Source organism: Lacipirellula limnantheis, from assembly GCF_007746075.1.
Lineage (GTDB): Bacteria > Planctomycetota > Planctomycetia > Pirellulales > Lacipirellulaceae > Lacipirellula > Lacipirellula limnantheis.
On sequence record NZ_CP036339.1, the window covers coordinates 2404827 to 2431594 of the forward strand.

The 26768-nt window shown below is 62.4% G+C and carries 23 protein-coding genes and 1 other RNA gene; 9 read left to right on the forward strand and 15 right to left on the reverse strand.

Translation table 11 applies throughout. From position 1 onward, the window contains the following. Positions 1-239: 239 nt before the first annotated feature. Positions 240-1565 (reverse strand): RCC1 domain-containing protein, encoded by a 1326-nt coding sequence (locus tag I41_RS09470; RefSeq protein ID WP_145432315.1) that lies wholly within the window; start codon positions 1563-1565, stop codon positions 240-242. A gap of 1032 nt (positions 1566-2597) precedes the next feature. On the opposite strand from I41_RS09470, the gene I41_RS09475 reads away from it, so the two are divergent. The 3 genes from I41_RS09475 (at position 2598) to amaB (ending at position 6454) form a co-directional block, all read left to right on the forward strand. Then, a complete protein-coding gene (locus tag I41_RS09475; RefSeq protein ID WP_145432316.1) occupies positions 2598-3173 on the forward strand; it encodes a hypothetical protein in 576 nt (191 codons plus the stop codon). Positions 3174-3708: 535 nt separating this feature from the next. Further along, positions 3709-4884 (forward strand): saccharopine dehydrogenase family protein, encoded by a 1176-nt coding sequence (locus I41_RS09480; RefSeq protein WP_145432317.1) that lies wholly within the window; start codon positions 3709-3711, stop codon positions 4882-4884. A gap of 31 nt (positions 4885-4915) precedes the next feature. Continuing rightward, positions 4916-6454 (forward strand): L-piperidine-6-carboxylate dehydrogenase, encoded by a 1539-nt coding sequence (gene amaB, locus I41_RS09485; RefSeq protein ID WP_145432318.1) that lies wholly within the window; start codon positions 4916-4918, stop codon positions 6452-6454. Positions 6455-6617: 163 nt separating this feature from the next. Here amaB and I41_RS09490 read toward each other — a convergent pair whose 3' ends face one another. The 4 genes from I41_RS09490 to rnpB form a co-directional block, all read right to left on the reverse strand. Then, positions 6618-7568 carry a carbohydrate kinase family protein gene (locus I41_RS09490; protein WP_145432319.1) on the reverse strand — a complete coding sequence of 317 codons (951 nt, stop codon included), beginning with the start codon at positions 7566-7568 and terminating at the stop codon, positions 6618-6620. A 149-nt stretch (positions 7569-7717) separates the two neighbouring features. After that, on the reverse strand, positions 7718-8110 hold the full coding sequence (locus I41_RS09495) for a hypothetical protein (protein ID WP_145432320.1): 393 nt from the start codon (positions 8108-8110) through the stop codon (positions 7718-7720). Positions 8111-8278: 168 nt separating this feature from the next. Beyond that, positions 8279-9066 (reverse strand): IS5 family transposase gene (locus I41_RS09500; protein WP_145436303.1). Its coding sequence is split into 2 segments (ribosomal slippage): positions 8279-8727 and positions 8727-9066, totalling 789 coding nucleotides; the frame shifts between segments, so codons are not numbered across the junction. Between the two features lie 236 nt (positions 9067-9302). Next, positions 9303-9668, reverse strand: an RNA gene (gene rnpB, locus I41_RS09505) — RNase P RNA component class A. A 240-nt stretch (positions 9669-9908) separates the two neighbouring features. Between rnpB and I41_RS09510 the strand changes: the two genes are divergently transcribed. From I41_RS09510 to I41_RS09520, 3 genes are all read left to right on the forward strand, one after another. Next, positions 9909-10793 carry an RNA polymerase sigma factor gene (locus I41_RS09510; RefSeq protein WP_145432321.1) on the forward strand — a complete coding sequence of 295 codons (885 nt, stop codon included), beginning with the start codon at positions 9909-9911 and terminating at the stop codon, positions 10791-10793. A gap of 95 nt (positions 10794-10888) precedes the next feature. Continuing rightward, the gene (locus tag I41_RS09515; protein WP_145432322.1) at positions 10889-11215 is read left to right on the forward strand and encodes a nuclear transport factor 2 family protein; all 327 of its coding nucleotides are present in this window, start codon (positions 10889-10891) and stop codon (positions 11213-11215) included. Positions 11216-11246: 31 nt separating this feature from the next. After that, a complete protein-coding gene (locus I41_RS09520; RefSeq protein ID WP_145432323.1) occupies positions 11247-12218 on the forward strand; it encodes a quinone oxidoreductase family protein in 972 nt (323 codons plus the stop codon). A gap of 751 nt (positions 12219-12969) precedes the next feature. On the opposite strand, the gene I41_RS09525 is transcribed toward I41_RS09520, so the two are convergent. Further along, positions 12970-13938 carry a TIGR01212 family radical SAM protein gene (locus I41_RS09525; protein WP_261342485.1) on the reverse strand — a complete coding sequence of 323 codons (969 nt, stop codon included), beginning with the start codon at positions 13936-13938 and terminating at the stop codon, positions 12970-12972. A gap of 166 nt (positions 13939-14104) precedes the next feature. On the opposite strand from I41_RS09525, the gene I41_RS09530 reads away from it, so the two are divergent. Both I41_RS09530 and rsgA read left to right on the forward strand, forming a co-directional pair. Further along, the gene (locus tag I41_RS09530; protein ID WP_145432325.1) at positions 14105-14593 is read left to right on the forward strand and encodes an FHA domain-containing protein; all 489 of its coding nucleotides are present in this window, start codon (positions 14105-14107) and stop codon (positions 14591-14593) included. 90 nt (positions 14594-14683) lie between these two features. Then, positions 14684-15814, forward strand: a complete 1131-nt coding sequence (rsgA, locus tag I41_RS09535; RefSeq protein WP_145432326.1) for a ribosome small subunit-dependent GTPase A — start codon at positions 14684-14686, stop codon at positions 15812-15814. A gap of 99 nt (positions 15815-15913) precedes the next feature. Here the strand turns inward: rsgA and I41_RS09540 are convergent, their stop codons facing one another. Further along, the gene (locus tag I41_RS09540; protein ID WP_145432327.1) at positions 15914-16978 is read right to left on the reverse strand and encodes a M42 family metallopeptidase; all 1065 of its coding nucleotides are present in this window, start codon (positions 16976-16978) and stop codon (positions 15914-15916) included. A 42-nt stretch (positions 16979-17020) separates the two neighbouring features. Beyond that, positions 17021-17440, reverse strand: a complete 420-nt coding sequence (locus I41_RS27170) for a VOC family protein (protein WP_168206788.1) — start codon at positions 17438-17440, stop codon at positions 17021-17023. Positions 17441-17607: 167 nt separating this feature from the next. Here I41_RS27170 and I41_RS27175 point away from each other — a divergent pair, with 167 nt between their 5' ends. Continuing rightward, complete coding sequence (locus I41_RS27175; protein WP_168206789.1) at positions 17608-18069, forward strand: hypothetical protein; 462 nt, start codon at positions 17608-17610, stop codon at positions 18067-18069. Positions 18070-18120: 51 nt separating this feature from the next. Here I41_RS27175 and I41_RS09550 read toward each other — a convergent pair whose 3' ends face one another. The 7 genes from I41_RS09550 to I41_RS09580 all read right to left on the reverse strand — a co-directional run bounded on the left by I41_RS09550 (position 18121) and on the right by I41_RS09580 (position 26768). After that, positions 18121-18906: a TatD family hydrolase gene (locus I41_RS09550; RefSeq protein WP_145432329.1), complete on the reverse strand. Its 786-nt coding sequence runs from the start codon at positions 18904-18906 to the stop codon at positions 18121-18123. Positions 18907-19079: 173 nt separating this feature from the next. Continuing rightward, positions 19080-19517 carry a hypothetical protein gene (locus I41_RS09555; RefSeq protein ID WP_145432330.1) on the reverse strand — a complete coding sequence of 146 codons (438 nt, stop codon included), beginning with the start codon at positions 19515-19517 and terminating at the stop codon, positions 19080-19082. 20 nt (positions 19518-19537) lie between these two features. Then, the gene (locus I41_RS09560; protein WP_145432331.1) at positions 19538-21259 is read right to left on the reverse strand and encodes an NADH-quinone oxidoreductase subunit N; all 1722 of its coding nucleotides are present in this window, start codon (positions 21257-21259) and stop codon (positions 19538-19540) included. Next, positions 21256-23187: a complex I subunit 4 family protein gene (locus I41_RS09565; RefSeq protein WP_145432332.1), complete on the reverse strand. Its 1932-nt coding sequence runs from the start codon at positions 23185-23187 to the stop codon at positions 21256-21258. The genes I41_RS09560 and I41_RS09565 overlap by 4 nt, the downstream gene beginning before the upstream one ends. 16 nt (positions 23188-23203) lie before the next feature. Further along, positions 23204-25717: an NADH-quinone oxidoreductase subunit L gene (gene nuoL / locus I41_RS09570; protein WP_145432333.1), complete on the reverse strand. Its 2514-nt coding sequence runs from the start codon at positions 25715-25717 to the stop codon at positions 23204-23206. Between the two features lie 15 nt (positions 25718-25732). Further along, on the reverse strand, positions 25733-26092 hold the full coding sequence (gene nuoK, locus I41_RS09575; protein ID WP_145432334.1) for an NADH-quinone oxidoreductase subunit NuoK: 360 nt from the start codon (positions 26090-26092) through the stop codon (positions 25733-25735). A gap of 79 nt (positions 26093-26171) precedes the next feature. Then, positions 26172-26768: an NADH-quinone oxidoreductase subunit J family protein gene (locus tag I41_RS09580; protein WP_145432335.1), complete on the reverse strand. Its 597-nt coding sequence runs from the start codon at positions 26766-26768 to the stop codon at positions 26172-26174.

Below are 26768 nucleotides of genomic sequence, written 5' to 3' on the forward strand. Positions count from 1 at the left end.
GGCGGCGCAGTATGTGGACATGCGACCGCTATAGCGGACCGGGTGGCCATTTTCTAAATGGGAGTTGATGGAATGACGACGGGGCGCCACTCGCCGTGGCGGATGTGCAGCGGGTATGCGTTCTCCATCGATCGCGCGCGACTGGACGCCTTGTCCTTCAGGCTGCTTGCAGGCCAGTCGGTAGTCATGCCGTGACGACACATCTCACTGGTGGCACGCCAGTGGCACCCGGCGGCAAGTTATTTGGATCGGAAGAATCCCATGCAGGCGAGTGCCGCAGCACCGACCAAAGACAGTGACCCGGGTTCAGGAACGGTCAACAGAAGGCTGTGGTTCCATCCCGCGTCCACCTTCGTGATGGTGCGGCCGCCAAGATTAGACATGTCGATCAGCGTGGGTATCGACGAATAGCCGCCATCCGTGCCCAAACCTGTAGCGCCCCCGCCGTTGCTTCCGAAAGAGAACACACTGCCGTCCTCAGCCAACAGTAAACTGTGGCTACGTCCTGCGGCCACCTGTGTGATGGCCTGGTTGCCCCAATGTCGGGCATCGATTTGCGTGGCCACTGGTGTAATACCAGTGCCCTTGCCCAGCCCTGTTGCACCCTGGCTGTTCCAGCCGAAGGTGAACACGCTTCCATCATCGGCCAACAACAGGCTGTGGTGTCCTCCGGCAGCTACTTGCGTGATGGCCCGGCTGCCGAGATTCGAAGCGTCTATCGGCGTCGCTACCACGGTATCGTCGAAGTCGTAAGGAGTACCCAGCCCTGTTTGACCAAAAAGGTCGTCACCGAATGAGAACACGCTGCCATCCTCGGCGAGCAGCAGACTATGGTAATCTCCAACGGACACTTGTTTAATGGCACGGCCGCCGAGGTTTGAGGCGTCGATGGGCGTCGCAACCGCTGTGTCGCCGTCTTCTAGGCCCAGTCCCGTTCTACCATTGATGTTCCAACCGAACGAGAATACGCTGCCATCCTCAGCCAGAAGCAAATTGGCGTAGGGTCCCGCGGCTACCTGCTTTATGGCTCGGCCGCCCAGCCGTGAAGCGTCGATAGGCGTCGCTACTAGCGCATTGCCAACGTACATTCCCAGCCCCGTCTGGCCATGCCAGTTTGCTCCGAAGGTGAATACGGCGCCGTCCTCCGCTAATAGCACGCTGTGGCTATCTCCCGCGGCTACCTGCTTAATGGCTCGCCCGCCCAGCTGCGAAGCGTCGATGGGCGTGGCCACAAGCGTGTTGATGCCGGCTGTCCCGACACCCGTCCGACCGTCCTCGTTCAATCCAAACGAAAACACAGCGCCGTCCTCGGCCAACAGCAAGTTGTGGTAACTTCCCGCGGATACTTGCGTGATACTGCGGCCGCCCAAAGTCGACATGTCGATGGGAGTGGCCACTAAAGTGCGGCCATTCTCAGTCCCCATCCCTGTTCGACCCTGGGCATTGGGGCCGAAAGAGTACACGTTGGCGAAAGCCCGGGTAGATGGCGTTGCGGCGGCTTGCAGTGCCGCCCACGTGACAAAGAGGGCGAGCGGCCGCGTAATTTTTGATAACAATACACTCATGACTTCTCCTTGGCAGCATTTGAGACCGCTGGCCAAGCGTTCACGGAGCTGCCGCACGTCTTCAAACTCACACTAATCCGAATCGGCGGTGCATGCGCCAAGATTTCGATTGGTTTCGCGTTAAGCGAGATCAAAGTAATTGATTCTATTGATACGTACTCAATAATGCACGCCTTCGAATCAGCTATCATTCCTAGCCCTACCCCGGCGGGTGGCCTGTTCTCAGCGGCGTCCGCATATTGGCTGCCTTTCAGTCTCAACTGGGCCTCGGCATGCTCATGCCTTTGGGGGCGAGAGCATGGCACCCGAGTCGACTGCACTTTGCTATGAGCGTGGATGGCAGTCTTGGGTGGCATGTCGTCGCGGAGCGTCGACATGCTGGGGCGGCGGTTGGGCTCGATCGAGGGTTCGCCCTTATCCCCGGCCCTTCTCCCGCGGGGAGAAGGGGGCAGTTTTGCACGCGGCGCGTGCGGATGATGGCGGGTGGGCGATTGCTTTTGGCAAGTTCTGCTCCTATTCTGATTAATCAGACTCCGTGAACTTTAATAACATCCTGCTCCCCTCTCCCATGGGGAGAGGGGCTGGGGGTGACGCTCCGCGGCGGGCCGCCTGCGTGCCAATGGCGCCTGGCGAGAGCCCGGCGCGATTGATAGCCCCTGGCTCCGCCAGGGGGTCGGTTGCCATACCGGTTGGCGTCGTCCCGCGTGGTGCTACCCCCCGGCGGAGCCGGGGGCTAATTGTGAAGTCGCATTGCCACGAGCGGCGGGCGCCATGACGTCGCGGAGCGTCGGCATGTTGGGGTTTGAGCGACGTCCATTCAGGGCTGGGCATGCTCACGCGATCGCGAAAGCATGGCGCCCGGTGAGCAGCGTTCTTGGGTGGCATGCCGTCGCCGAGGGTCGGCATGCTCATGCCCTGGGGGGTAAGAGCTTGCTACGCGAGCTTTGGCGTTTCGCTGTTGCGGCGGCTATACTCACTGCCGCCAGTGTTCTTGATGGCGAGGACTGAATACTCCATTGAATCGTTGAGCCTGTGCCTGTATTTCTTGAACCGACCGCAACCGTTGCTCGTCCCACATCGGCGACCGTGATTGGGTGGCTGTGGATCGTCATCTCCGTCGCCACCCTTTTCTCGTCGCTGGAAGATTTCTTCACGGCGCGGAAGTTTGCCGCGGCGAGGCCCGATTTGGGGAACGACGCCGCGAGCGAAGCGACGCTTGATGCCTTCGCAAGTCTCATCGGCGGCACGCCGGCGGAGCTTCTTGCGCTGACGCTTATCTCCGCCGTGGCCATTGCCGGGGGCGTGGGCCTGCTGAAATTGCGATCCTCGGGGCGGCATACGCTCATTGGCTTTTCCTGGCTCCTGCTCGTTGGATCGCTCATCGGCGTGCCCTATTATCTCTGGATAGTCGTTGGGACGGCGAACGAGGCAGCGGACGGACTTGATGCCGTCGTGATCGTCATGTGCATCATGGGGCTATTGCAGTTGTTCTTCAATGTTTTCATCTTTGGTTTGATGCTGCGCTCGCTGCACGGCCCGCGCATCCGCGAGGCCGTTGCTGCGAACGAAACGCTGCGAGCGACACGCGCGGGAGTCGCTGGTTCTTGAACCAGTGGCGAAGCCAGGAAACGACGCGTTGTGCCAGTTCGCCGGCGAGTGCTTTTCGCGGCGGGTGGCATGCCTCACGCGATCGCGAAAGCATGGCGCCCGGCGTCGTCCCGGGTGGTGCTATCCCCCGGCGGAGCCGGGGGCTGAATTGGGGAAGCCGCATTGCTGCGAGCGGACGGCGACTTATCCCAATTGGAACGATTGGAAGGCGTTCTTTCCGCGGCGAAGCGTCGCCTACGGATCTCGCCAGGTTGTCGGCGGCCGTTGGGCCGACCATGCTGGAAAATGAACGCCCGTCCGCAGGAGTCGCGGCGTCTGTCGCCATGGCCAAGGGCCAGCACGCATTTGCGTTTTCCTTCCGCGAAGTCGCGCATATGCGCACAGCCCGCCTTGGACGGCGGCGTGGCGGTGGATACTGTTCAATAGAGACCCTCGTTCCCGGCGCGCGATTGTTGATCGCCAGTCGGGAGCGAACGGCATGCAGATTCGGCACTAGAGTTTTGGGGCGGCGAACGTTCTTCGCAAAGGTTTTCGTATGCATCGCGTGTTGTTACTCGGCGCCGGCAAGATCGGCCGGATGATTGCTCGGCTCCTCGTCGACACTGGCGACTACGACGTTCTCGTCGGCGACTCCAGCCCCGAAGCCCTCGAACTGATCGCCCTGCGCATTGGCGTGAAGACCGTCGCGGTCGACGTCGAGTCGCCCGCCGAACTCGCCAGCGCGCTCGCCGGACGCGATACGGTGATCTCGGCGCTGAGCTACTACCACAACCCGCGCGTCGCCGAGGCTGCGCTCGCCGCAGGGGCCAGCTACTTCGATCTCACCGAAGACGTCGAAACGACTCGCCGCGTCCGCGCCGTCGCCGCCAAGGCTCAACCGGGTCAGGTCTTCATGCCGCAGTGCGGGCTGGCGCCCGGATTCATCTCGATCGTCGCCAACAATCTCGCCCAACGGGTCGAAAAGCTCGATACCGTCCGCATGCGGGTCGGCGCTTTGCCGCAGTTTCCGACCGGCGCGCTCAAGTACAACCTCACCTGGTCCACCGACGGCCTGATCAACGAGTATTGCAATCCGTGCGACGCGATCCACGAAGGCCGCCGCATCGAGGTGCTGCCGCTGGAAGGTTACGAGCAGTTCTCGCTCGACGGCGTTCGCTACGAAGCCTTCAACACCAGCGGCGGTCTGGGCACGCTTTGCGAGTCGCTCGACGGCAAGGTCCGCGACCTCAATTACAAGACTGTTCGCTACCTGGGGCACTGCAACCAGGTCCAGCTGCTGGTGAACGAGCTGCGCTTGAGCCAACGCCGCGACCTGCTGAAAGACATCCTCGAGAACGCGGTGCCGATCACGTTCCAAGACGTGGTGGTCACCTTTTGCACGGTGACTGGCTATCGCAACGGCCAGCTGGTTCAATTGACCGACGCCCGTAAGATTTACCATCAGGAGATTGGCGGCGAGAACTGGTCGGCCATCCAGATCACCACGGCCGCGGGCATTTGCGCGGTGATCGACATGCACGTCGCCGGGCAGCTCAACAGCAGCGGCTTTCTCCGCCAGGAAGACGTCGACTTCGAGAACTTCCTCGGCAATCGCTTTGGTCGCCATTACGACACGCGCATTGCCACCCGGTTCAGCAGCGCCTCGTCCGTCGGCGGCGCCACGACGCGGGAAACGACCGATCACGACGTCGTCCGCGAGCCGTCGATCTGAAGCATCGACCTTCACTACTAAAGCTAACAACATGAACGCAGCCGTCGTGAAAGCCCTGGAAGCCCTTGGCGTCGATTGCGCCGTCCGAGCCGTCAGCAATGGCGCCGACTGGCAAGTCGGCCGCGGCGCGCCGATAGTCAAACATTCCCCGATCGACGGCAGCGCGCTCGCTGAATTCGCTGGCGCCGATGTGACGCAAGTCGACGCCGCGATCGATGCAGCTGCTGAAGCGTTTCTCAAGTGGCGCGTCGTTCCCGCCCCTGTGCGCGGCGCCTTTGTCCGCCAGTTCGGCGAACAGCTTCGCAAGTACAAAACAGAACTCGCGACGATCGTCAGCTGGGAAGCCGGCAAGATCACGCAAGAAGCCCTGGGCGAAGTCCAGGAAATGATCGACATCTGCGAGTTCGCCGTCGGCCTTAGCCGGCAACTCTACGGCAAGACGATCGCCAGCGAACGCCCCGGCCATCGCCTGATGGAGCAGTGGCACCCGCTGGGGCCGGTGGGCGTGATTTCCGCGTTCAATTTTCCCGTCGCCGTGTGGGCCTGGAACGCCGCCATCGCCTGGGTCTGCGGCGATCCCATCGTCTGGAAGCCGTCGGAAAAGACGCCGCTCTGTGCGATCGCCTGCCAGGCGCTGTTCCAGAAGTCGCTTGCCGAAGCGAAGGGCGTACCCGCCGGCATCTCGACGCTGGTGATCGGCGGCGCCGACGTGGGCAAGCAACTCACCGCGTCGCCGAAGGTGCCGCTCGTCTCGGCCACCGGTTCGGTACCGATGGGGCGGGCCGTTGCTGAAGTTGTCGCCAAGCGGCTAGGCCGGTCGCTGCTCGAACTCGGCGGCAACAACGGCATGATCGTCACGCCGTCGGCCGACCTTGATCTCGCCGTCCGCTCAATCGTCTTCGCCGCCGTCGGCACCTGCGGCCAACGCTGCACCACGCTGCGCCGGTTGATCGTCCACGAATCGATCGCCGACGAGCTCCGCGACCGCTTGCTGAAGGTTTACGCAAAGCTGCCGATCGGCGACCCGACCGCCGCCGGCACGCTCATCGGTCCGCTTGTCGACGAAGGCGCCGCGATGCAATTTGATGCGGCCCTCGCGGCCGCGAAAGAGCAGGGGGGCGTCATCCACGGCGGCGGTCGCGTCACTGAGAACGTCCCCAACGGCGGCGCCTATGTTCGGCCCGCGCTCGTGGAAATCGACGCGAAGGCCGCGATCGTCCAGCACGAAACGTTCGCCCCGATCCTCTACGTGATGCGATACAAGAATCTCGACGAAGCGATCGCCACGCACAACAACGTGCCGCAAGGCCTGTCGTCGGCGATCCTCACCAGCGACGTCCGCGAAGCGGAGCTTTTCTGCTCTCCCGCCGGCAGCGACTGCGGCATCGTCAACGTCAACATCGGCACCAGCGGCGCCGAGATCGGCGGCGCCTTCGGCGGCGAGAAAGAAACGGGCGGCGGCCGCGAGTCGGGCAGCGATTCCTGGAAGCAGTACATGCGCCGCGTCACCAACACGGTGAACTACTCCCGCGACCTGCCGCTGGCGCAAGGCATCAAGTTCGACGTGTAGCGAGTCGCCCATCAATGCCAGTAGCCGCGGGTCAACGACCCGCCGGAGCGGCGAACAAACAATGTCGAATGTGGAATGTGGAATGGGGAGAAATTCTGCATTCCCCATTCAGCATTCCACATTCCCCATTTGAGTCCCTCTCCGGCGGCTCGTTGAGTCGCGGCTACAGGCCCGCCAACCGCGCCGTTTCGTCGAACCCAAGAATCCCCGCCGTCGCCCCGAGTCGCGTCACGCAACACGCACCGGTCGCCGAGCCGAGTCGCCCCGCCTCTGCCGGCGACATCCCGCGCAACAACCCCGCGAGCAAGCCGCCGAGAAAACAGTCGCCGGCGCCGGTCGTATCGACCACCTCGCCCGGCGGCTTCGTAATCGCCACGTCGACGAACTCGCCCGGCTTCGGGCTGAGAATCGCCCCGCGGCTGCCGAGTTTTACGCCCAGCATTCCCGTAGCGCCGGCGCTCCGATACGCCGCGATGATCTTCTGCGGATCTTCCTCGCCCGTTTGATGATGGGCTTCCGCCAAGCTCGGCACATACAAATCGAGATGCGGCAGTACCGGCGCGAGCGGCCCCATCTCGCCGCCGTCGCCCGCCGCGTCGAGCGCCGTCATGCAGCCCGTCTTGCGAATCGCCGCGAGCACTTCCGGCAAATCGTCGATGAGATTCGGTAGCAGCGGATAATAGCCGAGCAGCATTGACCGGCTGCGCGCGAACAGGTCGAGATGGTCCAGAAACGCCGCCCGATTGAGCAGCTTCGGGGCCCCGACGCAATGGAGGAACGACCGCTCGCCGCTGGGGTCGATCAGCACGGCCGTCGTGCTCGTCGCGCCGGTAGGGTGCGTCAGCAGCCCCGCATCGTCGAGCCCCTCGGCCGCATACCGCTGCCGAATCACCTCGGCCCACGCATCGTTGCCGACATAGCTAAACGCCGCCGCCCGCATCCCCAGCCGCGTCAGCGTGATCCCCGAATTCGCGACGATCCCGCCGGTAGCCAGTTCCAGCGGTTCGGCCTGGATCAGCTTCCCGCCCCCAATCGGCCGTTCCAAATCAACCGGCCGCACGAGCACGTCGACGACGCACGACCCGCAAACAATCGCATCAAAATCTTTGGTCATAGAAATCTAACTTCGTTGCGCAGTCACGAACTCAATGGCTCTGTATTTCCTTTTGCGCCTTCGCGCCTTTGCGTGAGACAATCTTGATTTAGATCTCACGCAAAGGCGCGAAGGCGCAAAGAAGAGAGAAAACTAAAGGGACATGCGTTCTAGGGCGCAATCGCATAAGCCTCGCGCTCGAACGGATTATCCCGATAAGCATCCCCGCCGCGGGCCCAGATCAGCGCCGAGCATAACAGATAGGCGGGGATGAACAACGGCCCCCACCGCTCGTACTGACGGATGTGAACCAATTCGTGAGCGCGCGTAACGTGAAGGCAAACCGCGTCGCGCCCCAGCACCACATGCCCCAGCGTCATCGCCATCGTGAACGGCCCGCACGGCCACCGCGAGATCAACCACGGCACGGCCCCGCCATGAAACTCAATCGCCGCCCCCCGCTTTTGCACCCGCCCGCCAGTGACCAAGCCAGCTGTCCCAGCCGCTAACCCGACCGCCGTCCAGGGCGAAGCCCACACCCAACCGAGCAGACGTAGCGGCATCTTCCACATTCAATCGCTGAAATTGCATTTCCTTTGCGCCATCGCGCCTTTGCGTGAGATATAAATCAAGATTGTCTCACGCAAAGGCGCGAAGGCGCAAAGAAGACGATAAAGAAGGTAGGCGAAAGCTCTTGGCTGTTTCTTTAACCTTTTCAACTAGAAGCTGTTTCACAACCGTTTGAGAGTGATGAGTAAGCAGGCGACGTGCACGAAGGCTTGGAAGAGTTGGGGTTTTCGTTCGTAGCGGATGGCGAGTCGTCGGTAATTCTGGAGCCAGGCGAAGGTGCGTTCGATTTTCCAACGGCGTCGGTAGCGCCTGAGTTTTCGCCCGTCCTGAAGTTTCGGTTTGCGGCGGTTCACGCGATGCGGACAGATCAATTCCACCCCTCGTTCTTCCAGGCGCTTTCGCAGCGGGTCGCTGTCGGCCGCCCTGTCGTAGATCAAGCGCGTGACCTTCCGCGGCGAACGACGACGATCTCGACGCGGCACGTTCACGTCGTCGAGCGTGGCTTCGATGAGCGTGCTTTCGTGGGGCGAGGCCGACTCGACGCACAGCCCCAGAGGTACGCCCTCGCCATCCGCCACCACCACCAGCTTCGTGCCTTTGCCGCGCTTGGTTTTCCCGATTCGAGCCCCCCTTTTTTCGCCGGAATGAACGTCGCATCCGCGAAGCATTCCTCCCAGACCAAGCGACCTCGCTGGTCGAGCTCCCCTAGCAGAACACGCCACGCTTCCTCCAGCACGTCGTCGTCGGCCCAGTCTTGCAGCCGCCGCCAGCAGGTGCTCGCCGAAGGATACCCCCTGGGCAACGCCTTCCACGCCGCGCCGTACCGCAACATCCACAGAATGCCTTCGAAACAATGCCGATTGTCGATCGGCGTCTGTCCCCCGCGCGCTGAGCGGACTGGCTCTGGAAACAGCGGAGCGAGCTTCGTCCACTGCTCGTCCGTCAACATCGGTTCGTACGATGCCGCATACGTCTTGGCCATCGAAAGGACTCCTTTCAACGACCATTGAATCGTAACTCCTTCCAGGGCGCAATCTTAACTCAATGCACTTGTGAAACAGCTTCTATGCACTATTGCTTATCTACTCTGCGTATTTCTTTGCGCCTCTGCGCCTTTGCGAGAGACATTCTTAATTCAGATCTCACGCAAAGGCGCGAAGGCGCAAAGAAGACAAGAGAAAAAAGCGTAAGAGAGGACCTATAAGCCGGGTTTTGTACGCAGCTTGCGCCACGCGACGATCATTCCTCTACGACGACGATTGCTCGCCGCCTCTAGCAGCCTACCCGGAAGTCGTAACGAATCGGACCGATTCTGCTCCCTGTTTGGCCTTGCGTCGGGCGGGGTTTACCAAGCCAGACGAGTCGCCCCGCCTGCTGGTGCGCTCTTACCGCACCGTTTCACCCTTACCGCTTGCGCGGCGGTTTACTTTCTGTTGCACTTTCCCTGGTCTCACGACCGGTGGGCGTTACCCACCACCCTGTCCTACGACGCCCGGACTTTCCTCCCGTTAGACCCTCGCGAGTCAAACCGGCGACCGTCCAGTCCTCTCTTACGCTTCGAACCATCGTACGCGATCGCCATCGAGATGGCGAACGACCGATCAGAACTTCAGAACTAGTGAGCAGTTGGACGAGTCGGACGCGAACCGCGCGACCGAACGCGAACCGGGAAAGACGCGGCGCATGTCGACTTGTTCTACGGCGGCTTCCGGCCCGTTGTCACAGTCGCCGTTGGAATGTGTCCCAGCTGCTGGAGTACAATCCGTTCCTTCCCCGCCATGGAGCCCAGCAATGTTCAACCCATTCTCTGAGATCGCGGAGCCCGGCGCGTCCGACGACGAGCTCGTCGCGCAAGCCCAGAACGGCGACAGGGCGGCGCTGGAGCAACTGGTGCTGCGGCATCAAGCGTGGATTTACAACATTGCGGTTCGCATGGTCTTCGACCCGCACGACGCCGAGGAAGTGACGCAAGAAGCGTTGATCAAAGTCATCACCCGGCTCAGCACGTTTCAGGGGGAGAGCAAGCTCCGTACTTGGCTCTACCGCATCGTCGTCAATCATATCCTCAACATGAAACGCCGCGGCGCGGAATCGCAGCCCCTGACGTTTGCCGACTATGGCGCCGCGATCGACGGCGTGCCGAATTTGGATCTGCCCGATCCCCAGACCATGCCTGTCGCCGTGCCGCTGCTGGTCGAAGAGGCCAAGCACAGTTGCACGATGGGGATGCTGCTCTGCCTCGATCGCAAGCAGCGGCTGATCTTCACGCTCGGCGCCATCCTCGGGGTCAGCGATGCCATTGGCAGCGAAGTGCTCGAGATGACGGCCGCCAATTTTCGTCAGTCACTGTCGCGCGCCCGACGCGATTTGCACCGCTTCATGAACAACCAGTGCGGGCTTGTCAACAAAGACAACCCGTGCCGCTGCCCCAAGAAGACGCGGGGCTTCATCGAGCAAGGCCACGTCGACCCGAACCGACTGCTGTTCGCGTCGGACCACTTCGAGCGCGTCCGCGACATCGCCGGCGAGACGACCCAAGAGATCGAGGACGTCGTCGAGAGTCAGCACGTTGCCATTTATCGCGATCACCCGTTTCTTCAGCCGGCCGACGAAATCGGCTGGCTGCGGCGCATCCTGGAGCGCTCCGACGTTCGCGGGGCGTTGCATCTTAATTGAAAAAAATTTCCGGCGAGTTGTCACGATCGTCGTTCCCGGGGGTCTATGTGAGAGACGGAGCACCGAGCTCCGAACCACTCACCAAAGGAACGATCATGACGCTGCAATTTCCCGCGCCGGTCGCCGGCTACTTCGCCGCCGACAAGACGGACGTCGATGAATTGGTTCGCTGCTTCGCCGCCGACGCCGTCGTGCGCGACGAGGGACGCACCTACAACGGTCTGGCGGCGATCCGAAAATGGAAGGAGGGGACGTCGACCAAGTACCAGTACACGAGCGAGCCGCTGGCCTGCACCGAGGCGGCTGGCCGCGTCGTGGTCACCAGCCGGCTGACGGGGAACTTTCCCGGTAGTCCGATCGATCTCCGGTTCTTCTTCAAACTGGCGGGTGACCGGATCGCCTCGCTGGAAATCACCTCGTAAGCGGCGCCCGCCGCAGCTAAGGACGACGCCGATGTTTGCCGTGTACGCAACGCACGCCGCTCCAGACGATCCTCTTTCGTCACTGACGGTCGGCGAAATGCCCGAACCGAACGTGCCGACTGGCTCGGTGCGCGTGAAGGTCACTCACGCGAGCCTCAACCGCCACGACCTCTTCACGTTGCAGGGGATCAGCGGGCACCCCGAGGGGATCAACTTTCCGCTCATCCTTGGCAACGACGCCGCCGGCACGCTGGACGACGGGACGCCGGTCGTGATCTACCCGATGATGGGGAGCGACGACTGGCGCGGCGACGAGACGATGGATCCTGCCTGGCACATTCCCAGCGAATTCATCCATGGCACGTTTGCCGACTACGTCGTCGTCCCGCAACGCAACGTCATCCCGCTCCCCAGCGGCCTGTCTCCCCTGCATGCCTCGGTTCTCGGCACGGCCTGGTTGACCGCCTACCGGGCCCTCTTCACGAAGGCCCAGTTGCGCCCCGGCGAAACGGTGCTGATCCAAGGGGCGAGCGGCGGGATGTCGACCGCGCTCATACAACTCGGCCGCGCCGCAGGGTTGGAGGTGTGGGCCACCAGCCGACACGAGGAGGGCCGAGCGATTGCCAAACGGGTCGGCGCCCACGAGTGCTTCTTGCCCAACGAGCCGCTTCCGCGCAAGGCGCCGGCGGTCATCGACAGCGTTGGGTCGACGACCTTTGCGCACAGTCTCTCGTCCCTTGCGCGCGGCGGAACGCTGGTCGTGACCGGCGGTACCAGCGGGTTCGACGTTTCGCTGAACATTCTGCCGATCATTGCCGACCAACTCACCATCACTGGGTCGATCATGGGGACCCTGGCCGACATGACGAACATGATGGACCTTATCGTCAACGCCGGAATCACGCCGGAGATTGGAACGGTGCTCCCGATGGAGCGCGCCGACGAGGCATTTCGTGCGATGTGGGAGGGGACGACGCGCGGCAAGATGGTGTTCACGCGGTAGGCCGATCGCCAGGCGAGAAAAAGTCCAACTTCCGTACAGAAATTGGCCACCTACTCTGTTAGCGTACTTGTGGATCGTTGTTCGTTCTTTGGCAATCGATTTCGAAGGTCATCTTCACGCCGTTTTTCGCAGGCGGCTGTGGGCTCTTCGTGCTGCGCCCATTCGGCCCGCCAAAGCCCGATTGCAAAGCGTCGCGCCGGTCGACACTTGCCAGAATTCTGTCGCGACAAATAGGCGAAGGACATGCCGTCAAAAACCGCAAGTCTAGGCAGTTGCAAGACTTGAGTCTGATCGATTTCTGTCGCCAAAAATCGACTTGGCGACAGTGCGACAGGAAAACGACAAATATCAACCCTCGCCGGTGGCGTGCATGACCGGAAGGGCGAGGCTCCCGCCGAGCTGCCGTTCGACGTCGACTATTGAACGAGTACTGGGGATCCTGGCCCGCACATGAAGAAGGCAAGAGCGAATTCTGTCGCCTTTGGCGTCGCGACAAAAGACGACAGAATTCGTGACACGAATCGTCAGAAGATCAACTGGCGCCAAGTGTTAACGACGACGACATTCTGTCGCCAAAAATCGATCGGCGACAATTTGCCGTAGGTTACGTCCCGAGAAAAGACTGGACAGGATCACAGAATGTTCTGGATCGACGCGATTGATTGCCGTGGGAGCTCGATCGAATCGCCTCTCTTCATCCAGTCGATCCGCGCAATCTTGTGATCCCGTCAAAAAAATCAATCGACTGCGTCTAAGCGAACAACCGACCCTGGTACGACCCGCGTCGCAAAAACTCCGCCTCAATCGCCCGCTTCACCGCCGGCTTGTCGAGGCACCAGTCGGGGCCGACGAAGAAGTCGGGCGGCGCGTCGCCGCTGATCCGTTCGATCACCATCGTCGGCGGCAAGAGCTCCAGGAAGTCGACCACCGTCTGCACGTAGTCGTCTTGCCCCATGAGCGTCACCTCGCCGGCGGCGACCTGATCGGCCAGTCGGGTGTTCTTCACGCAGTAAAGATTGTGGATCTTCACCGCGTCGATATTGACGCGAGCGAGCTCCCGCGCCGTCGCCAGCATGTCGCCGTGCGATTCGCCCGGCAGGCCGAGCATCACATGAGCGCAGATTTCGAACCCACGCCCGCGACTCTGCTCGACCGCGTCGAGAAAGGACTGGTGGTCGTGCCCGCGGTTCATCCACTCCAGCGACCGGTCATGCATCGTCTGCATCCCATACTCAACTGCCAGATACGCCCGGCCGGCGATCTCCTCGAGCAGGTCCAGCACGTCGTCCGGCACGCAGTCGCTGCGGGTGCCGATCGCCATGCCGACCACCTGCGGGTGGGTGAGGGCTTCCTCGTACAGCGGGCGGAGTCGCTCGACGGGGGCGTAGGTGTTCGTCGCCGGTTGGAAATAGGCGAGAAATTTGTCGCAGCCGGCGTATCGGTTGCGCATCCTCGCGATACTTTGGTCGATTTGCCCCAGCACCCCCGCCCGGGGCAGCCGCCGGCTGGGGCTAAAACTCCGATTGTCGCAGAACGTGCAGCCCCCTTTGGCGACCGTGCCGTCGACATTCGGGCAGGTGAAACCCGCGTCGAGACTCACTTTTTGGACCCGGCCCCCAAACCTTTGTCGCAAAAAGTGGTTGTACGAATAGAACGGCAGCCCCGCCTCCCGCCAGGAAGGGGCCAGGCTTGTCGACGTAAGCGGTTTGGTTGACGGCACTTGGGTAGTTGGATTAAATTGGAGCCAGGCCAGGAAGGGCGCACCGGCAAAGTCGAGCGTGGGGGTTCGGCGGGTCGAGCAAGCGTCCCCAAGTTTGAGGCGTGGGTTCCATCCTAACTCAATCATCGTTGGGGCTAAACAGGCTTACCGCGAGACACCTACCACCATGTACGGCGAATTAATCCCCCAAGGGGGCGGCGATCCCATCCCGCTCCTGAAAAAGCAATTGCTCATTGGCCGCCGCGAAAGCTGCGATATCGTGCTCCGCTTCGCCAATGTCTCCGCTCACCACTGCCAGCTCTTCATCAACGGCGGCTACTGGTTCGTCCGCGACATGAAGAGCCGCAATGGCGTCAAGGTCAACGGGATCAAGGTCCAAGAGAAGCGGATCGATCCGGGCGACGAAGTCTGCGTGGCGAAGCATAAGTACCAACTGATGTACTCGCCCTCCGACCTCGGCGCCGTGGGCCCGCCGCCGGCCGACGACCTGCCGAACGAGATCATGCGAGAATCGCTCCTCTCGCGCGCGGGCCTTCAGTCGGTGCCGAAGAACATGCCTGCCCCGCGCGACAAACGGAACGATCACGGCAACAAGCGCTACGACGTCCTCGACGACGGAGCGGGGCAAATCGAACTGCCCGATCAGCCGGTATGAAGCAAGGAAGCCGTCAGCCAAAGGAAGGCGGGCGAGTTTGAAGTAAGTTTTTTAGCTGACCGCTGAAAGCTGACTGCTGACCGCTCACCCATGGCCAAAAAGAAACGCCAAGTTCGCGCCGACTTCCGCAAGAACCGCAGCGTCCGCGCCCGCGACAAGAACTGGTCGCGCGGCGTCGACCCCAGCGGCGATGATCTGGCCGACGTCCACCAGCACGAGAGCGTCAGCGGCAAGGGAGCGCTCACCCGCAAGCGCGTCATCGCCGGCGCCGAGATCGTCGAAGACGATTCAGGCGCCAGCGTTCAGCTGTCGATCGATCCTGAAATTTGCCGGATCGGTCGCGTGCTGCGCGTGCAGGGCCTGCATAGCATGGTGCAGCTCGACGACGGCGTCCTGCGCCGCTGCGCGACGCGCCGGATTTTGAAGACGCTCGCCACCGACCAACGCCACGTCGTCGCCGCCGGCGATCGCGTGTGGGTGCGCCCCGAGCGGGCCGACGAGGGGATCATCGAACGCGTCGAACCGCGGCACGGCATCCTCAGCCGCGCCAGCCGCGGCCGGCAGCATGTGCTGGTGACGAACGTCGATCAGGTAATTGTCGTCGTCAGCGCCGCTGAGCCGAAGCTGAAGCCTCACCTCGTCGACCGCTACCTCGTGATGGCCGACAAGAACGGGATCGAGCCGATCATCTGCATCAACAAGGCCGACCTCGTCGATGCGGCCGACCTTCAACCGTTGATCGGCGTCTACAGCCAACTCGGATACCGCGTGCTGCTCGTCTCCGCCGAGCGCGGCTGGAACATCGATTCTCTACGGCGTCTGCTAAAGGATCGCCAATCGGCGTTCGCCGGTCAGAGCGGCGTCGGCAAGTCGAGCCTCCTCAACGCCGTCGAGCCGGGCCTGCAGCTGCGCGTCCGCGAGGTGAGCTCCGAGAATGAGAAGGGCCGCCATACGACGACCACCGCGGAGCTGATTCCGCTGGCCGCCGGCGGGTTTGTCTTCGACACGCCCGGTATCCGGCAGTTCCAACTCTGGGACGTCATCCCCCAAGAAGTCGCCGGCTTCTTCCGCGACCTCCGCCCCTACGTCAGCCGTTGCAAGTATCCCAACTGCTCGCACAACCACGAAGAGCCCTGCGCCGTGAAGGACGCGGTGGCCGATGGCTTCATCGACGCCCGGCGTTACGAGAGCTACCTGGCGATGCTCGACGACGAAGCGTAATTGTCAGTAGCCCGTGGTTCGTTGTCAGTTGCAAATGCGGGGAGGCTCGCTGCAATCGACAGCAGCAACTGACCACGGACTACTGACCACGGACTTCTTTTACATCGGCGTGAAATCGGCGTCCTTCTCCAAGCTGCAGGCGAACTCCGCCAGTAGATCGGCTGCACGATCGAGGTCGTGAAGCGAGACCATCTCCACCGCACTGTGCATGTAGCGATTCGGGATGCTCACCAACCCTGCGGCGACGCCCGCCCGAGCGAGTTGAATGGCGTTCGCATCGGTGCCGGTCGCGCGCCCTTGGGCGTTCCATTGGCAGGGGATGTCGGCTTTCTCGGCGGTCTTTCGCAGGCGTTCGAAGACAACCGGGTTCATGTTCGGCCCGCGGTGCAGCACCGGCCCGCCGCCGAGCTTGATGTCCCCCTCCTGGTTCTTGTCGATCGTCGGGCAGTCGGTCGAAAACGTGACGTCGACCGCGATGCCAACCTGCGGATCGACGCCGAAGGCGCTCGTGTGCGCGCCGCGGAGGCCGATCTCTTCCTGCACCGTCGCCACGGCGTAGACCGAGACGTTGAGCTTCTTCTTCGCCTTCGCGCGGCGGGCCGCTTCGATGCAGACCCACATGCCGGTCTTGTCGTCCATGCCGGGCGAATTGCAGAGGCCGTTCCGCATCTCCTGGTAGCCGAGTTCCAGCGTCACCGGGTCGCCGATCCGCACGATCGACGCCGCTTCCTCCCGCGTCTTGGCTCCGATGTCGAGCCACATATCCTTCAGCTTGACGACCTGCTTCCGCTCTTCCTCATCGAGCAAGTGGATCGGCTTCCGAGAGATCACGGCGGGCACAGGTCCGTCGGCCGTGTGGATCGTCATTCGCTGGCCGATCAGCTGCTGCGGATCCCAACCGCCGATCGTGCCGGTGTAGATGAAGCCGTTGTCGTTGATGTAAGTGACGAGCAGGCCAATCTGATCGGAATGCCCGGCAAACATCAGTCGGATCGGCGCGCCAGGATTCACGGCGACGATGACGTTGCCGTGGAGGTCGGTCTTCACCTCGTCCGCGAACTTGCCGGCGTACTCGCGGACAATTCGCTGCACCGGTTCCTCGTAGCCGGAGGGGCTCGGGGTTTCGAGGACTTGCTGAAAGAACTTCTTGGCCGAAGGTTCCATGAGGCTGCCATCCTTGATTATTCGGGTTGATTATTCAGTTACTCAGGCGGGAAACATTTGGTCGGGCGACGGCCACTCGCCAAGTTCAATGACGTTGCCGTCGGGGTCTCGGAAAAAAACCTGCCGATAGCCGTAGGTTGGCAGTACATGCTGGACGAACTCCACGCCGTGAGCTGCGAGCTGGGCGACGGCGGCATCGTAGTCGTCGACGTGGATCGCCAGATGGTTCGTACGCGAATTGATCGGCGTCGCCAGATTGGGTTGAAAGTTAGCGTCGTGGATCAGGTGAATCATCACGCCCACGGAGCGGTGCAGGAGCCAAGCGCCGCGGAACGAGAACGCGGGACGCGGCGTGCCGACGAACCCGAGCACGTCGCAGTAGAACTTGGCGCCGCGCTCCGGATCAGCTGTCGGCAGGGCGACGTGGTTCATCGCGCCAATGTCGGCGGGCGGGGGCGTCACGTGGGGCGAAAGTCCTGTTTGTGGCGAGTGTAGCCGTCGGCGCCAGCGGCCGCAGCGGCAAGCAGTAGCGATTCTAACGATTTTCTGGACTTTCGCTAACCGCCTCGTCGATACCCCACGAGGAGCCTGCGGTCCGTCCGCGGCGGCTCGTTGAAGGGGGAATCTGGATGTTGATGCGAACTCGCGTCGTCGCGAGCCTGGCGGCGCTCTGCTTGGCGGCAAGCGGCTGCCGATCGGCGATAAACTGCACGGACGGCTGCGCTCGGCGGCAGGGATCGCCGCTGGCCGGGGCGCGCTACGACTGCTCGTGCGAAACGAGTTGCCCGCATTGCTGCGAAGACTCCGCCGCGTGCGGTTCGCCGAGCGAGACGACTGGCTGCGCCGACGCCTGCGGCAATAGCTGCAACAACGGGTGTCGCCGGGGGTTCCTCGATCGCCTCTGCGGGTGCACCGGTTGCGGCGAGCTCTACTGGTGCGAGTGGTACAACAGTCCGCCGCAGCTGTGTCAGCCATGCGATTGCCATGGCAACTACGTCGGCCCCGGCGTCGATCGATACGTCTTACCGAATGCGAGTGGGCGGTCGGGAACGCCAGTGGGGACGGAAGCGCCTTGGTTGGAGCCGCGGTGAGTTGCGCGTCCCCCGGTTTGAAGAACCGGGAGCTGAACGGGAAGCGCGCGCTTACGACGAAATGCCAAAGAGGGCGCGGGCGTTGGCAGTGGTTTGCCGGCCCAGTTCTTGCGGCGAGATGCTACGCGCGATCGCCAAGCACGTTGCCGTATGGGCGATGTAAGCAGGTTCGTTGGGACGCTTGCCGCGGACTGGCTCGGGCGAGAGGTAGGGGCAGTCGGTCTCGATCAGCAGTCGATTGGCCGGGATCGTCGCGGCGCAGTCGCGCAGCGGTTGCGACTTCTTGTAGGTGACCATGCCCGCGAAGCTGATGTGCAGCCCCAACGCCAGGCACTCCGCGGCCATCCCCGCGTCGCCGGTGAAGGAGTGCATGATCCCCCGCAGCGGGCCGCGGCGGCGATGTTCGGCGCGGAGCGCCTCCATGATCTCCGCGTCGCAGTCGCGCATGTGGACGATGAATGGCAGGTCGAGTCGACCGGCGAGCGCCAGGTGGCGATCGAAGTAATCCTGCTGCATCGCGAACGGCGTGAAGTCCCAGTGACGATCGAGTCCCGTCTCGCCGATTGCGACGACGCCGGGAGATTCGGCGAGGCGTTCGATCTCGCTCCAGTCGTCGGGGCCGCACTCGGCGACGTAGTTCGGCTGCAGGCCGACGGCGGCGTAGACGGCGCCTGCGTATTGGGCGGCGAGTTCAACGCATTTACGGCTGGCAGCGAGCGTTGTGCCGACGGCGATGATCGTCTCGACGCCGGCGGCGCGGGCCCGCTCGACGACGGCGTCGCGCGTGGCGTCGAACTCTTCCTGGTCGAGGTGGGCGTGGGTATCGAAGTGGGGCATCGGCGGGGAAACGGAGGGCGGGTGTAAGGAATTGGACGCGACGTTACGGATTCATTGGAATGATCCGCGTCAATCCGCTCAATCCGTGAACACCCGCTTGCTGAGCGTTTGCGGCGTCCGGTTTGAAGGACCGCACCACCGGTTTAAAGAACCGGGGGCTCAAGCGGGCGTCGCTACGCTTTGAGCGCGGCGATTGACTGGGCCTGTTCGCGGAGCGTATCGAGATGCCCCTTGGCCATGCCGAGCGATTCCTCCGCCAGAGCGCGGGCCGCTGGGGCGGTGTGGAGTCGTTCCACCAAATGCTCGATCGCCGCGACGTCTTGTTCCTGGTAGCGAACTGCCGTCAGGATCACGTAGTCGATGTCGAGATCATGGAGGTCAGTGAACTCCATCGGAAATTCGCCGGTGCGGGGGAGGGCGTCGGCGTCGACGACCATGCGACTGATCCGTTCCGACATGATGTCCTGATCGAGCGCGATCGCCTCGAGCGCTTCGATTTCCTGCCCCCGACCGCGGGGGACGTGGGGGCGCGCCCAGCGCATGTACTGCGGGAACGATCGGCAATGGATCGCAAGAAGGCGGTTCAGCCAGTGGATAACGTCGGCTTTCATGCGGCGCGCGGACACTCCGTTTATTGGAACAGGCCGGATGCGGCCTGCTGGGTCCAGCGGGCGATCCGCTCGGGATCGAGACCGTACAGCACCACCGGCAGTGCCATCGCCAGCACAAAAGCCGTTTGTAAGAAGCCGAGCGCCACTGGTCGCGTGCCATCGGCCTCGCGATCAATGCACATCGTCTTGGCGACCCGCAGGTAATACACGAGCGAGAGCGCCGTGTTGGCTGCCGCGGCGACCATCACGAACATCAACAGCGGGCTGTTCGCTTCGAACAAGGCTTGCAGCACCCGCAGTTTCGGCCAGAACCCCGCCAGCGGCGGCAACCCCACCAAGCTGAACAGGATGACGGTAAACGCGACGGCGATCAGCGGGCTGCGGCCGATGAGGCCGGAATAGTCTTTGATCTCTTCGCTCTGCATCGAGTTCCGCATGAAGGCGATGATGGCGAAGGCGCCGAGGTTCATGAAGAGGTAGATCGTGGCGTAAAGCATGAGCGCGGCGATCGCTTCGGACGCGGCCGCGGTCTTCCCCATGCCGACGAGCGCCACCGCGGCGGCGACCGGCATCATCATGAAACCGGCGTGAGCGATGGTGGAGTACGCGAGCATCCGCTTGATGTTGCGCTGACCGTAAGCGGCGAGGTTGCCAAACGTACAAGTGACGATCGATACGATCCCGATGAGCGTGACGACGAAGCTGCGAACTGGGTCGAGCGGACCCTCTTCCGCCGCGGGGTCGGACGTCGACTCGTCGTCCGTCGAACGCTGTTGCGCGACGAATTGGACGGGCAGCTCTGGGTGCGACTGTTGGATGGCAGCCACGTCGCGAGGCGGCGAGCCAAGCTTATCGCTTGTGGGATGTTCGTAGGTCATTCCGATGGCGACGCGCACCAGCAACGCGAGAGCGGCGGCCTTGGACGCGACCGACAGGAAGCCGCCGACCTCCGCCGAGGCGCCTTCGAACACGTCTGGGCACCAAAAGTGAAAGGGAACGGCCGAGAGTTTGAACGCCAGCCCCACGCCGACCATGAGCCCGGCCAGCGCGAGGACCATCACCGTCAGCTCACGGTCCGCAATCCGCGTCGGGAGGTCGAATTCGACCAGCCGCCCGACCATCGTTGGAAAGTGAGCCGAGCCGAGCAGGCCCGCCAGTAAGCTCGTGCCGTAGAGCATCACCCCCGCCGCGCCGGCGCCATAGACGGCGTACTTGAGCGCCGCTTCGCTGCTGCGTCGACGACCCTTGACGATGCCGGCGAGGACGTACGACGGCACGCTCGCCATCTCGACGCCGAGGAACATCGTGAGCAGATGGTTCGACGACACCATGATGCACATGCCGATCGTGGCGCCGAACACCAGCGAGAAGTAGTCCTGGCCATCGTCTCGGTCGGCGATTCCCGTCAAGTGCGAGAGGATGACGAACAGCACGGCAAACGCCATCAGAAAGAGCTTGAAGTAGGCGGTCAGGCCGTCGTAGACGAGCATGCCGGTAAAGATCTCTTGCGATTGAATCCCGCCGAAGGAAGCCAAACCTTCTTGCGGCACGGCGGCGATCAGCGCCGCGACGGCGCCGACAAACGCGATCACCACCGGCGGAATGCGGTCGAGCAGCGGCAGCACCCGCGCGAGGAGCAGCACGACGATCGTTGCGCAAAGCACCAGCTCCGGTCCGAAGAGGGGAAGGCTCTTCTGGAGCGTGTCGCTGATCAGGGAATCAATGAGCGTATGCAAATTCACTGCGCGGGTCTCGCAGACGACTCAATGGATGTCTTCAGGGCGGCCGGCGTCGTCGGCAAGCTGGCAGGAACGGCAAGGGCCACTTGCTCTTCCTCTTCGCCGAGCGATTTCTTCAGCGCTTCGCGCGAGGCGTCGAACCGTTCGGTCCAATCCGCGAGTTGCTGGACCTGCTGGTCGACCGACGGTTGCATGTAGTTGAGGAGCGCCTGCGGGTAGACGCCCAGGATGATGGCGAACACCGTCAGCGGGACGGCGATGGCGAACTCGCGCGGCAACATGGGCGTGAGGGCTTCGCCGTGCGGGCCTTTGTATTCGGCGCCGAGGTAGACCCGCTGGATCGCCCACAAGATGTAGGCGGCCGTCAGGATAACTACCGCAGCGGAAATGACCGCCAACAATTGGCTGTACTTCCACACCGAAAGCACGACGAAGACTTCGCCGATGAATCCGCAGAGGCCCGGCAAGCCGAGGCCTGCGAAGAAGATGACGATCGCAAAGCCGCTGTAAACTGGCATGCGCGCCATGATGCCGCCAAACTCATTCAAGTTGCGGTGATGGACGCGGTCGTAGAGGACGCCAACGCAGAAGAACATGCCGGCCGAGCTGATGCCGTGGGCGATCATCTGGAACATGGCGCCGTTAACGCCCATCTTCCAATAGTCGGCGTTGTAAGTGAACGAACCGGGCGTCGTGGCACTCCACATGCCGAGGCTCCAAACGCCGAGTCCGAGCACCACGTAACCCATATGACTGACCGAACTGTAGGCGACCATCCGCTTGAAGTCGTTCTGGGCGAGGGCGGCAAACGCGCCCCAGACCATGCTGACGACGCCGACGAGGCAGACGATATATGCGAGGTCGTAGCCAGCGGCGGGGCAGATCGGGTAGCAGATGCGCAGGATGCCGTAGCCGCCCATCTTCAAGAGGACGCCGGCCAGAATCATGGAGATCGGCGTCGGCGCCTCGACGTGGGCGTCGGGGAGCCAGGTATGGAGCGGGACGCTGGGAACTTTAATCGCAAAGCCGATGAACAGCAGGACGAACGCCCACCACTGGATGCTCTTGCCGAGCCACGCCTCGCGATTGAAGGGCGAATCTTCGTGCTGACCGATGTGCTGTAGGGCGAGGATGTTGAACGTGTGGAGCTGCCGCTTCTTGGCGGGATCGGTCTCGGCCGTGATCTCCTTAAAACGCATGGCGAGCGCGTCTTCGCTGTCTCTCCATTCTTGGGCAGCGGCCTTCACCCGCGCTTCCCGCTCGGCGACGGTCTCCTGTGCGCGAGCCTCGACCTTGAAGACGCCCGCGCGCGCCAATTGTTCGTCATTCAACAGCGTTAGGTCGCTATTGAAATAGAGCATCAGGATGGCAATCAGCATCAGCACGCTGCCGACCAGCGTGTAGAGGAAAAACTTGATCGCGGCGTATTCCTTGCGCGGGCCGCCCCAGACGCCAATGAGGAAGTACATCGGCAACAGCATCACTTCCCACAGGACGTAGAACAGGAAGAAATCGAGCGCCATGAAGACGCCGATCATGCCCGTTTCCAGCAGCAGGTAGAGTATGCAAAACGCCTTGATGTGCTTGGTAATCGACCAGCTGGCGATAAAAGCGAGGATGCTGAGGAACGTGGTGAGCACCACCAGCGGGAAGCTGATGCCGTCGAGGCCCATGAGGAACTGGATGCCGAAAGATGGAATCCAAGGCGCCGAGAACATGTCCTGCATCTCGGCGACGCCGCTCTTGAACTCGACGCCGCGGGCGTCGAAGAACAGTCCGAGCGACAGCATGAACGTGAGGATCGTCACGGCCAGCGTCGTGTAGCGAATGGCTTCTTCGTTGCCGCGTGGAAAGAACGCCAGCGCCAGCGCGCCGAGCGCCGGCAGAAAAACCATGAGGCTCAGGTAAACAATCGGGTCGCTCAGATTCATGATGACGAGACGATCCTTAGGACATCAGAACAAACGCAGCTGCAAAATAAGCGAGGCACATGAACCATGTCCCCATGACGATGAACAACACATACTGCCGCAGGCTGCCGGTTTGGAAGCGGCGGAGCAGGAGGCCGAAATCCCATGTCCAGTTCGCCGCCGTGTTCACCGTGCCGTCAACGAGCGTGCGATCGAAGACGACGTCGAACACCATCGAAAACAGGCGAACCGTCCAGGCGCAAGCGTGGAGAAACCAATCAATGACGCCGCGATCAAACGCCGCGATCTGCCGGCCGATGAACAGGGCTGGTTGGATGAACAAGAAGTTGTAGAGCTGGTCGAAGTACCACTTGTTCCAGAGGAGCGTGTAGATCGGCTTGAAGGTCTGTTTGATTTCGCGTGGATTCAAGTAGCCCCACAGGTAGACGACCGCGGCGCCGAAGACGCCAATAAACGCCGAACTGAACGCGGCGAGGCCGGCGCGGAGCTTGATATTGGGGGCGTGGCTGAGGTGTTCCGCCGGCACGACGAGGTCTTCGATCAACACGCCTGAACCGCCGGCGGCAGTGCCGACTGGCTGGGCTTGTTCAAGTAGGCCCGTGAGGCGGAACGCTGGCCACGCGACGGCAATCGCGAAAATCGCCAGCAGCACGAGCGGACCGGTCATCACGCGGGGCGATTCGTGCGCGTGGTCGTACTTGTGATGATCGCGCGGGGCGCCGGTGAACGTCATGAACCAGAGGCGGAACATGTAGAACGCCGTCATCGAGGCGCCGATCACCGCCATGGCGAGGAAGGCCCAGTAAACGCCGCCATTGGTTTGGGCGTGGCTCCACGCTTGCTCAATAATCGAGTCCTTCGAGAAGTAACCGCTGAACCCGATCGGCGTCAGCGGCACGCCGGCGCCGATGATCGCGAGACAGCCGATCAGCATCGTGTAGGCGGTGATCGGCATCTTCTTGCGCAGGCCGCCCATCTCGGTCATGTCGTTCGTGTGCACGGCGTGAATCACCGAGCCGGAGCACATGAAGAGGAGGCTCTTGAAGAAGGCGTGCGTGATTAGATGGAATAGCCCCGCGATCCAGCCGCCGAGGCCGAGCGCGAGCATCATGTAGCCGAGCTGGCTGACGGTCGAATAGGCGAGGACGCGCTTGATGTCGGTCGCCGTGATGGCGATCGTCGCCGCCAGCGAAAGCGTAATGCAGCCGATGATGGCGATCACCAGCAGCGCTTCGGGGCAGAACGCCGGATAGAAGCGGCCGACCAAATAAACGCCGGCCGCGACCATCGTCGCCGAGTGGACGAGCGCGGAGACGGGCGTCGGGCCTTCCATTGCGTCGGGGAGCCAAACGTGGAGCGGGAACTGGGCGCTCTTGCCCACGCAGCCGCAGAAGATGCCGACGCCGGCGACCAGCAGCAGCCAGTGGCCCGCCTTGCCGGCAGCGGCGTCCTCTGCCTCGATTGCAGGGTCGTTACGAGTTTCTTCCGCGATCATGCTCGCGGGCGGCACGAGTCGGTAGCCATTCTCGGCGGTGCGCAGTTGGCTGAAAATGCCGGGCTCGGCGATCGCGCCTGACTCGGTCAACACCGTTTGCCCCTTGGCATCTTGCTTGTCGCCGAACGCGAAGGTGCCGAGGCTCGCCCACAGGGCCATCATGCCGATCAGCATGCCGAAGTCGCCGACGCGATTGACGATGAAGGCCTTGTTTGCGGCGGTGCTGGCGCTGTGACGCTCGAAGTAGAAGCCGATCAGGAAGTAGGAGCAGATGCCCACTAATTCCCAAAAGACGAAGACCATCGCTACGTTGCCGGCGATAACGATCCCCAACATACTGAAGCAGAAGAGCGACAGGTATTGGAAGAACCGATGGAACCGCCCGGGCCGATGGAGGTGGTGACCGTGGACGATCACCTCGTGGTCGTGATAAGGATCGTGCAACTCGTCGTGCATGTAGCCGAGCGCGTAGATATGCACGCAGGAGGCGATCAGCGTCACCATGCAGAACATCGTCACCGTGAGGGCGTCGATGTAGTAGCCGATGGTGAGCTTCAGGGCGCCAAACTGGCCGAGGGAGTACCAGTCGCCGAAGTAGTACGTCGGCGGCGGATTGGCGGCGTGGCCTTCTTCAACCGCGTGTCCGTCGGCGTGGGCTTCGTTTTCTTGGAATGCAGCGAGCTGGAACGGAGAGTCATGATCAGCGCATGCGGTTAGCGGAGCATCTTGCAGGAGGGCGGCCGTGCCATGTTGGTGATCATCGTCGGCCGGCGCGCCATCATGCTGGTCACCCTCATCGTGGTGTTCGCCGTGGTGGGCGACCGGTAATTCGTGGTTAGGCAACCAAACCGCGAACATCGCGACGCAGCTCAAGAGAAAAGCCGAGACGATCGCCCCGACGGCCAGGTAGCCGGCCCACTTGCCATGCGGGCCGAGCCGTTTGCCGACGAACAAAATCACGACGAACGACGCCAACGGCAACAGCCAGGCGGCGGCCAGCAGCTTCGGCAACGCGGTAGCGGGCGTCAAATCCATCGCAGTCCGTCGGCGTTAGCCTTGAAGTTGATCGGCGCGGTCGACGTCGATCGAGTCATGGTTGTTGTAAAAGTTCAGTGCAATCGCCAGAGCCACCGCCGCTTCGGCCGCGGCGAGGACGATGACGAACAGCGCGATGAGCGAACCGTCGAGCCCGAGTTGCGGCCCGCCGTTGTCGAGGTATTTGCTGCCGAAGGCGATGAAGTTGAGGTTGGCGCCGTTGAGCACCAGCTCGATCCCCATCAACACGCCCAGGGCATTCCGCTTGGTCGCCATGCACATCGCGCCGCAGACGAACATCACGGCGCCCACCGTCATGTAATGGGCAACGCCGGGCGGTTCAGTCAGCAAATTGGCGAGGAGTGATGATGTCATGGATATCGTAAAACGGAAGCCGTGCAGTTGTTCGCAATCGTCCCCAGCGAGCCGACGGGTTCATCCCGTCGGGAGTGGTTCACCCCGTCGGCAAAGGATTCGAGCGCCGCTTCGCACGTGCCAAGTAAGCCGCCCCAATCAACACCACGAGCAAATGAACCGACACGATTTCAAACGGAAACAAGTAACCAGCCATTCCGGCACGCTCATCAGCCGGAGCGCCGATCTGATCAACCCGCGCGCCAAGCAGGCCCATCCCAATCGGCGTCGCGTTCGGTTCGATCGGCAGGTTCTCGACCGCTGCCCGCTCCGGTCCGCGCCATTCGGGGACGCTGAACGCCGCGGCGGTGAGCAAGCTGAGCAGCGCGCCGCCGGCGATCATGCCGATCACCCAATCGCCGGCGAGCGTCTTCATGTTCACAAACCGCTCTTGCGAGGTGAGCATGACGCCGAAGATCAGCAGTACCAGCGTGCCGCCGACGTAAATCAGCAACTGCATGGCGCCGACGAACTCTTGTCCTGCGAGGAAGAAGAGTCCCGAGGTAGCCGCCAGCGAGAGGACCAGGTAAAACGCCATCCGCACGATGTTCGCCGAAAGGAGCACCGCCAGGGCGAAGCCGCAGGCGAGCGCGCCAAAGATCAGGAAGAAGACTGATGGCCAGTAAATGGCGTCCAT

Bases quoted from the DNA above. Each gene is read 5' to 3' on its own strand.
- I41_RS09520 (WP_145432323.1), top strand. From the start codon at position 11,247: ATGTTTGCCGTGTACGCAACGCACGCCGCTCCAGACGATCCTCTTTCG.
- I41_RS09480 (WP_145432317.1), top strand. From the start codon at position 3,709: ATGCATCGCGTGTTGTTACTCGGCGCCGGCAAGATCGGCCGGATGATT.
- I41_RS09490 (WP_145432319.1), bottom strand. From the start codon at position 7,568: ATGACCAAAGATTTTGATGCGATTGTTTGCGGGTCGTGCGTCGTCGAC.
- I41_RS09580 (WP_145432335.1), bottom strand. From the start codon at position 26,768: ATGGACGCCATTTACTGGCCATCAGTCTTCTTCCTGATCTTTGGCGCG.
- I41_RS09565 (WP_145432332.1), bottom strand. From the start codon at position 23,187: ATGAATCTGAGCGACCCGATTGTTTACCTGAGCCTCATGGTTTTTCTG.
- I41_RS27175 (WP_168206789.1), top strand. From the start codon at position 17,608: ATGTTGATGCGAACTCGCGTCGTCGCGAGCCTGGCGGCGCTCTGCTTG.
- I41_RS09515 (WP_145432322.1), top strand. From the start codon at position 10,889: ATGACGCTGCAATTTCCCGCGCCGGTCGCCGGCTACTTCGCCGCCGAC.
- I41_RS09550 (WP_145432329.1), bottom strand. From the start codon at position 18,906: ATGCCCCACTTCGATACCCACGCCCACCTCGACCAGGAAGAGTTCGAC.
- I41_RS09510 (WP_145432321.1), top strand. From the start codon at position 9,909: ATGTTCAACCCATTCTCTGAGATCGCGGAGCCCGGCGCGTCCGACGAC.
- I41_RS09495 (WP_145432320.1), bottom strand. From the start codon at position 8,110: ATGCCGCTACGTCTGCTCGGTTGGGTGTGGGCTTCGCCCTGGACGGCG.
- nuoL (WP_145432333.1), bottom strand. From the start codon at position 25,717: ATGGATTTGACGCCCGCTACCGCGTTGCCGAAGCTGCTGGCCGCCGCC.
- rsgA (WP_145432326.1), top strand. From the start codon at position 14,684: ATGGCCAAAAAGAAACGCCAAGTTCGCGCCGACTTCCGCAAGAACCGC.
- I41_RS09555 (WP_145432330.1), bottom strand. From the start codon at position 19,517: ATGAAAGCCGACGTTATCCACTGGCTGAACCGCCTTCTTGCGATCCAT.
- amaB (WP_145432318.1), top strand. From the start codon at position 4,916: ATGAACGCAGCCGTCGTGAAAGCCCTGGAAGCCCTTGGCGTCGATTGC.
- I41_RS09540 (WP_145432327.1), bottom strand. From the start codon at position 16,978: ATGGAACCTTCGGCCAAGAAGTTCTTTCAGCAAGTCCTCGAAACCCCG.
- I41_RS09470 (WP_145432315.1), bottom strand. From the start codon at position 1,565: ATGAGTGTATTGTTATCAAAAATTACGCGGCCGCTCGCCCTCTTTGTC.
- I41_RS09530 (WP_145432325.1), top strand. From the start codon at position 14,105: ATGTACGGCGAATTAATCCCCCAAGGGGGCGGCGATCCCATCCCGCTC.
- nuoK (WP_145432334.1), bottom strand. From the start codon at position 26,092: ATGACATCATCACTCCTCGCCAATTTGCTGACTGAACCGCCCGGCGTT.